Raw genomic sequence first — 6,469 nt, 5'->3', positions numbered from 1 at the left:
ACCGGGTCCGGGATGCCGAGAGCGAGGGCGGTGTCGATGGCCGCCCAGCGGTTCAGTTCGTCCCAGTCGATCAGCGTCACCGCGACACCGGTGCGTCCGGCCCGGCCGGTGCGCCCGATCCGGTGCACGTAGGTCTTCTCGTCCTCCGGGCACTGGTAGTTGATGACGTGGGTGACATCGTCGATATCGATGCCGCGCGCCGCGACATCGGTCGCGACCAGCACATTGATGGCGCCCTTGCGGAACTTGGTGAGCGCCTTCTCCCGAGCGATCTGCCCGAGGTCACCGTGTACGGCGCCGACGGCGAAGCCGCGGTCGGCCAGATCGTCGGCGACCTTCTGCGCGGTGCGCTTGGTCCGGGTGAAGATCATGGTCGCGCCGCGGCTCTCGGCCTGCAGCACCTTGGCGACCAGCTCGCTCTTGTCCAGTGCATGCGCTCGGTAGACGAACTGCGCGGTGCGATCGTGAATGGCGGAGTCGTGCGGCTCCTCGGCGCGGATATGCGTCGGCCTGGTCAGGAAGGTGCGGGCCAGGGTGATGATCGGGCCCGGCATGGTGGCCGAGAAGAGCATGGTCTGACGCTGCGTCGGAACCATGCCGAGAATGCGTTCGATATCGGGTAGGAAGCCCAGGTCCAGCATTTCGTCGGCCTCGTCCAAGACGAGCACGCCGATCTTTCCGAGAATCAGATGGCCCTGATCGGCCAGATCCATCAGTCGGCCGGGGGTACCGACGACGACGTCCACGCCGGAGCGCAGCGCGGCGATCTGGGACTCGTACGGGCGGCCGCCGTAGATCGAGAGCACGCGCAGCTGGCCCTGGTGGTTCTTCAGGTACTTGCTCGCGTTCTCCAGATCCTGGGTGACCTGGATGCAGAGTTCGCGCGTCGGCACGATGATCAGTGCCCGCGGGGTGCCGTCCAGCGGGGTCGTCCCGGTGTCGGCGGTGGCGATCCGGTGCAGCAGCGGCACACCGAATCCAAAGGTCTTACCCATACCCGTGCGGGCCTGACCGATCAGATCTTCACCGGCGAGTGCCAGCGGCAGGGTCAGTTCCTGAATTGCGAAGGTGCGTTCGATTCCGATCTCGCCGAGTGCTCGCACGATTTCATCGCGAACCCCCAATTCGGCGAATGTCGGAGCGGTGTGGGTTTCGTCCAGTTCGGCGGTCAGTAGCGTATCCGCCAGACCAGGTTCCTGTTCGACAGTGATCTTGCTCAGGTTCGTGCCTTTCCTCGTTAGCGCGTCACACGCGCACGAGGTGTGGGGCGGACCGGCCGGCCCGCGACAACCACATATCCGCCTGTGATACTCACCTCGGCCACTGCCCTGATGTCTGCGGGAGCTCGTCGTTTCGGCGGCTGACCTCGGAAGACATCGGCGCGGCGCAAGGGTGATGCGGATCTGGTGCGCGCACATATTCCCGGACTTCGAAAACCTCGTCGGCGACACTCGGGCGACCGTACGATCCGGCGACTCGACGGACGAAAATTTCCGTTGTCCGCAGAGATTGTAGCGTGATATTGTGCTCGGCTCGAATTCGACGTAACGCACGGCCACCATAGCGACTGTTTGCAGGTCGCTCGAAATGGTCGGTAATTCCGGACAAAATGCGCGGTTTCCTTGCGTCGGCCGTCGACGTACGCTGCGCCACATGGCAATTCATCCGGCGCGTCGAATCTGGCACACTCTCGAACCCATCCACGATGTCGTGTATTTCGGCGCGGACGTCAAGCAGGCCGGAGTTGCGCTCGGACTGCGCGGATTCTGGCAGACCTACTTCGCGTTCCGGGCCGCGCCGTTGGGGGCGGTTGGCGTGGGCGCGGTATTGGCGACCTTTGCCGGATTCCATCCGGACACGGTGGCCAAGGCGGTGCCGGACGCCTGGACCCGGACGACGCCGGAGGCATGTCTGCAGGCCAGGCTCGCCTTTTCGGTCGGATTGTTGCGCGGCGCAGGGGCCGGTGGTGCTGATTGTGCCCGTGCCGCCGAATTGCTCGAACCGGTGGCGCGCACGGCCGATCCGACCGGCCGCCCGTTGTATGCGGCGAATGCGGAATTGCCACTGTCCGCCGATCCGGTGGCCGCGCTGTGGCAGCTCACGACCACCCTGCGCGAACATCGCGGCGACGGCCATGTCGCGGCCTTGGTGGCCCACGGTCTGTCCGGGTCGCAGGCTTTGGTGCTGCAGGTAGCGGCCGGTAAGTCGCCCGAATCGGTGATGCGGCCCGCGCGCGGCTGGTCGGAGCGGGAATGGTCCGATATCGCCGACGAGTTGCGTGCCAGGGGTTTGATCGTTGGGGAGCCGATCAGTCCGGAGTTGACCGGCTCCGGCGCCGAATTGCTCGAACGAGTGGAGGCGGCCACCGACGAGGCCGCCTGGAACGGTGCATTGGCGGCGTTGTCGCAGGACGCCATCGCCGAGCTGACCTACTTGCTCGAACCGTTGACGAAGCGTGTTCAGGAGAGCGTGGTGCCGCCGCTCAATCCGATCGGCATGACGCGGGGCTGAGCGGTGCACGGTTGCTCACAAATCGGAGTTGCCTGTTACCGCCGGTAACGGGATGTGAGACATTCTTGAGGTGAGTTTCACCGACACCGTCACCATCGCGGCGCGCAATGCCTGGGCGCTGACCTTCGGCCAGGGCGTCGAGGCGCCGGATCCCGCCCCGTCGACGGTGCTGTGGGACGAACCGCATCGGCAGCTGCGTCGCTTCGAGGGTACCGGATCCGCCGCTGCCGCAACGGATTCGGCGGTGCTGCTGGTGCCGCCGCTGGCCGCGCCCGCCAGCTGCTTCGATCTGCGTCCGGATCAGAGCCTGGCCCGATTCCTGCTGGAGACGGGCCGGGCGCCCTACGTCGTCGACTACGGCGAGATCACCTTCGCCGACCGGCGGATGGGCTTCGAGGCCTGGATCGACGACATCCTGCCCGCGTCGATCCTGCGCACCTCCGCCGATCGCGACGGCCGTCCGGTCGATCTGGTCGGCTGGTCCATCGGCGGCACCCTCGCACTGCTGAGCGCGGCCGCGCATCCCGAACTGCCGATCCGCTCCATCACGGCGGTCGGCTCGCCGCTGGACTACGACAAGATGACCGGCATTCCGCAGGTGCGTGCGGTGGCCAAGCTGACCGGCGGTATCGCCACTTCGACGGCGGTGCGTGCGGTGGGCGGCATTCCGGCCACGCTGACCCGAATCGCCTACAAGGTCACCGCATGGGACCGTGAACTCACCCGCCCCTGGTTCGTCGCGAGCAATATCGCCCGTACCGAAACCCTGGCCAAGATGGAGTCCATCGACCGATTCATGTCCGAGATGCCCGGCTATCCCGGCCGCTTCTACGGCCAGCTGTGGGGTCGCCTGATCCTGAACAACGACATCGGCCGTGGTGTCGTGAAACTCGGCAAGCGCCGCATCGAATTGGCCGACGTGACCGCGCCCGTGCTGCTGGTCGGCGGACCAGCCGATGTCATCACCCCCGCCGCCGCGGTGGCGGCCGGACAGCGCATCCTCACCGGCGCGCAGTCCGTTCGCTACGAAACCGCACCCGGCAGTCACCTCGGCATCCTCACCGGAGAAACCGCCCGCGACACCACGTGGACCTATCTCGACAAGTTCCTGTCCGAGCTGTCCTGAACAACCATGCCCCCGATGTTCGCCTGGGATGACCGCGACATGTACTGGGATGACGGTGATACGTAACAGACCGGGACTAGGCTGTGTCGACATGGGAGCACAGTCATCTGCAGCGGTAGGGGTTTCGTTGTTCGGGTCGTCCATTTCCACCGACGATACGGGCGTGATCGACCTGTTCGCGGTGCTCGCCTACGGTGAGATTTCCGCGTTCTACCGGCTGGCCGAGGAGGCCAAGCTGTCGCCGACGCTGCGTGGCAAGGTTGCCGTCGCGAAGATGGCCGCCGCCGAGATGCGGCACTTCGAAACCCTGGAGTCCGCGCTGGCCGAGCGCGGTGTGGATATCTTCGACGCGATGGCGCCGTTCGTGCGCGCCCTGGACGCCTACCACGACTCCACCGATCCCTCGACCTGGCTCGAGTCGATGGTGAAGTTCTACGTCGGTGACGGTATCGCCGCCGACTTCTACACCGAGATCGCCGGCGCCCTGTCTCCCGAGGTCTCCGCCGTGGTCCGGGATGTGCTCGCCGAGACCAGCCACTCCGAATTCGTGGTGGAGGAGGTGCGCCGCGCGGTCGCGACGAGCCGCTCCGAGCGCGACCGGCTGACGCTGTGGGGTCGGCGGCTGCTCGGTGAGGCGATCACCCAGGCGCAGTACGTGATGGCCCAGCGCGACGAACTCACCGAGCTGGTGCTCGCCGCGACCGGTGACCTCAACGGCATCGCCGCGCTGTTCGAGCGCATGCAGGCCAGCCACGCCGAACGCATGGCCGTCCTGGGAATCTGATTACTCGTTGGCAGCGCGGACCAGTCGCAGGCCGGGCGATTGCGCCTGCGCCTGGTCGGTGAGCCAGACGACGATGCACTGATCCTTATCGGCGTTCAGTGCCTCGAACGGGATATCGATATGGCCGTACTCCGGATGGTCGAACCGCATCGTGCCCGAGACCAGGTCGTCGATATGCTGTGGCTGCCAACGGCTTTCGAACTCCGGATGCGCGAGCAGCGCGTCGATCAGCTCTAGTAGGCGGTCCTCGCCCGGCCAGCGGATCGTCGCGCGCCGTAGCGCGGCCGAGAAAATATCGGCCACCTCGTCCCAGTTCCGCAGCACGTGCTTGGCGCGTGAATGCGCGAAGGTGAACCAGGCCAGATTCACGACCTCTGGATTGTCGAGCAGTCCAACGGGTTTCGCGATGTCCTCCCAGGCCGGATTCCAGCCGAGCACGTTGAGCCGCCGCCCGATCACGAAGGCCGGAGTGGGATGCAGTGCGCGCAGGATGGTCTCGATCGCTGGCGTCGGATGCTCTTCGACGGCTTCGGTGATGGGGCAGCGGGATTCGTTGGTCGTTGTGACGGCGAGCCAGCCGAAGTGGTGTCGGTCCTTACCCTCGATCAGCAGGGCCTGCGCGAGCGCATCGATGACCGCGGGCGAGGGATTGGTGTCGCGGCCCTGCTCGAGCCGGGCCAGATAGTCGGCGCTCACCCCGGCGCGCACCGCGACCTCTTCGCGGCGCAGACCCGGGGTGCGGCGGCGACCGCCCTCGGGAAGTCCCACATCCGTCGGCCGCAATTGGGCGCGGCGTGCGATGAGGTATTCCGCGAAGGGGTTGGGTGCCATACGTTTCATCGTGCCCCGTCCTGGGATGGTTATCCGCGCCCTGTCGGGTCCAGGATAACGGCGGTCTGGCTAGCGGACCACGGTCCGGTCATGGTCTATGGCATGACATCTTCCGCTGAATCCACCACCACACTCACTCCGGGCACCTGGGCCCTGGACGCGATGCATTCCCAGGTCGAATTCACCATCCGCCACCTCGGCATCTCCAAGGTCCGCGGCCGCTTCAACAAGTTCGAGACCGAGTTCGTCGTCGACGACAACGGTTTCGCCACCCTCGGCGCCACCATCTACCTCGACTCCTTCGACACCGGCAATGCCGATCGCGACAACCACGTCCGCACCGCCGACTTCCTCGATGTCGCCAACCGCCCCACCCTGAGCTTCCGTGCTGTCGAGCCGGTCCAGATCACCGAATCGTTCGAGGTCGAGGGCGAGGCCACGCTCGGCGGGATCACCAAGCCGGTCACCCTCGATGTCGAGTGGGGTGGTGTCCAGGTATTCGCCGGAACCGGCGACCGGCATGCGGGCTTCTCCGCGACCGGCAGCATCAAGCGCACCGATTTCGGCGTCGGGGGCCCGCTGCCCGGCATGCTCAGCGATACCGTCAAGATCGAGCTGGAAATCCAGCTCATCGAGCCCAAGTAGCGTTTGTTCGCTCTGAGCGCAGGCGGGCGTGCTACCGGCTTCGGGGTGCTGCATTAGCCTTGATTTCGACAGCACACAGGACTCTAGGTTCGGAGGTTGGCCGTGGAGGTCAAGATCGGTATTTCGGATAGCCCGCGCGAGCTCGTCATCAACAGCGGGCAGACCCCGGACGAGGTCGAGGCGCTGGTGTCCGGTGCGCTGAGCGGCGGCGAGGGCGGCGTCGTCGCGCTCACCGACGAGAAGGGCCGCAAGTTCCTGATCCAGGCCTCGAAGGTCGCCTACGTCGAGATCGGCGCCGCCACCGGCGGTCGCGTCGGCTTCGCGGCGGTCTGAGCCGAACCGCGACGCAACAGACGAGAGCCCCCGCACTCGGGTGAGTGCGGGGGCTCTGCTGTCTCAATAGCCGATCAGTGGATCGGATGCAGCGGCACGTGTGACAGACCGCCCCATGCCAGCGCGACGGTGGTGTCGACCGCCTCTTCCTTCGGAATCGGCCGATCCGCCTCCAGCCAGTACCGTGCGGTGAACTGACTGGTGCCGACCAGTCCGACAGCGAGGATCCTGGCCCGGTA

Annotated in this window: 7 protein-coding genes and 1 pseudogene; 5 read left to right on the top strand and 3 right to left on the bottom strand. The window is 66.1% G+C overall.

Annotated features, from left to right (window positions below):
- A partial coding sequence (locus tag ON44_RS26095) for a DEAD/DEAH box helicase (RefSeq protein ID WP_245567341.1) occupies positions 1–1,187 on the bottom strand: 1,187 nt, incomplete at its 3' end.
- Positions 1,188–1,653: 466 nt separating this feature from the next.
- Between ON44_RS26095 and ON44_RS26090 the strand changes: the two genes are divergently transcribed.
- The 3 genes from ON44_RS26090 (at position 1,654) to ON44_RS26080 (ending at position 4,421) form a co-directional block, all read left to right on the top strand.
- A complete protein-coding gene (locus ON44_RS26090) occupies positions 1,654–2,511 on the top strand; it encodes an SCO6745 family protein (RefSeq protein WP_040694844.1) in 858 nt (285 codons plus the stop codon).
- Positions 2,512–2,581: 70 nt separating this feature from the next.
- Positions 2,582–3,637: an alpha/beta fold hydrolase gene (locus ON44_RS26085; protein ID WP_040694843.1), complete on the top strand. Its 1,056-nt coding sequence runs from the start codon at positions 2,582–2,584 to the stop codon at positions 3,635–3,637.
- A gap of 91 nt (positions 3,638–3,728) precedes the next feature.
- The gene (locus ON44_RS26080) at positions 3,729–4,421 is read left to right on the top strand and encodes a ferritin-like fold-containing protein (protein WP_040694842.1); all 693 of its coding nucleotides are present in this window, start codon (positions 3,729–3,731) and stop codon (positions 4,419–4,421) included.
- Here the strand turns inward: ON44_RS26080 and ON44_RS26075 are convergent, their stop codons facing one another.
- A complete protein-coding gene (locus ON44_RS26075; protein WP_040694847.1) occupies positions 4,422–5,252 on the bottom strand; it encodes a helix-turn-helix transcriptional regulator in 831 nt (276 codons plus the stop codon).
- A 102-nt stretch (positions 5,253–5,354) separates the two neighbouring features.
- Here ON44_RS26075 and ON44_RS26070 point away from each other — a divergent pair, with 102 nt between their 5' ends.
- Complete coding sequence (locus ON44_RS26070; protein ID WP_040694846.1) at positions 5,355–5,897, top strand: YceI family protein; 543 nt, start codon at positions 5,355–5,357, stop codon at positions 5,895–5,897.
- A gap of 102 nt (positions 5,898–5,999) precedes the next feature.
- Positions 6,000–6,230, top strand: a complete 231-nt coding sequence (locus ON44_RS26065; RefSeq protein ID WP_040694841.1) for a DUF3107 domain-containing protein — start codon at positions 6,000–6,002, stop codon at positions 6,228–6,230.
- A gap of 74 nt (positions 6,231–6,304) precedes the next feature.
- Here ON44_RS26065 and ON44_RS26060 read toward each other — a convergent pair.
- Positions 6,305–6,469 (bottom strand): annotated as a pseudogene (locus ON44_RS26060) (TetR/AcrR family transcriptional regulator); the annotation flags it as partial.

Source organism: Nocardia vinacea NBRC 16497 (assembly GCF_000308835.1).
In the GTDB taxonomy this organism is placed as follows: Bacteria; Actinomycetota; Actinomycetes; order Mycobacteriales; family Mycobacteriaceae; genus Nocardia; species Nocardia vinacea.
The sequence above is the reverse complement of the archived record's forward strand: the minus strand, read 5'-3'. Positions and strand labels throughout refer to the sequence as shown.